This window comes from Bradyrhizobium sp. Kon10 (genome assembly GCF_055807395.1).
Genome location: NZ_JBVVOZ010000225.1, coordinates 1 through 271 on the forward strand (window position 1 = coordinate 1; position 271 = coordinate 271).

Annotated in this window: 1 pseudogene; it reads right to left on the bottom strand. The window is 61.3% G+C overall.

The window, feature by feature from the left end:
• A pseudogene (locus AC0L2O_RS36815) lies at positions 1-271 on the bottom strand (MBOAT family protein); the annotation flags it as partial.

Below are 271 nucleotides of genomic sequence, written 5' to 3' on the forward strand. Positions count from 1 at the left end.
CTGCCCGCGCCAGGCATCGACCAGGAACGCGATCTGCGTGAAGGTGTAGAAGGAGATGCCGACCGGCAGCAGGATGTGGACCGCAAAATGCGTGCCGGCCAGCGCATTGACGTTCTCGGCGACGAAGCCGGCATATTTGAAGACGCCGAGCACGAAGAGATCGCCGACGACCCCGAGGGCAAGTGCGGCCTTTCGTTGCGACGGAGCAAGCTTCGCCACGATGAGGAGGTGGCCTATGCCATAGTTGAAGGCGATCGATATCAGCAACAGG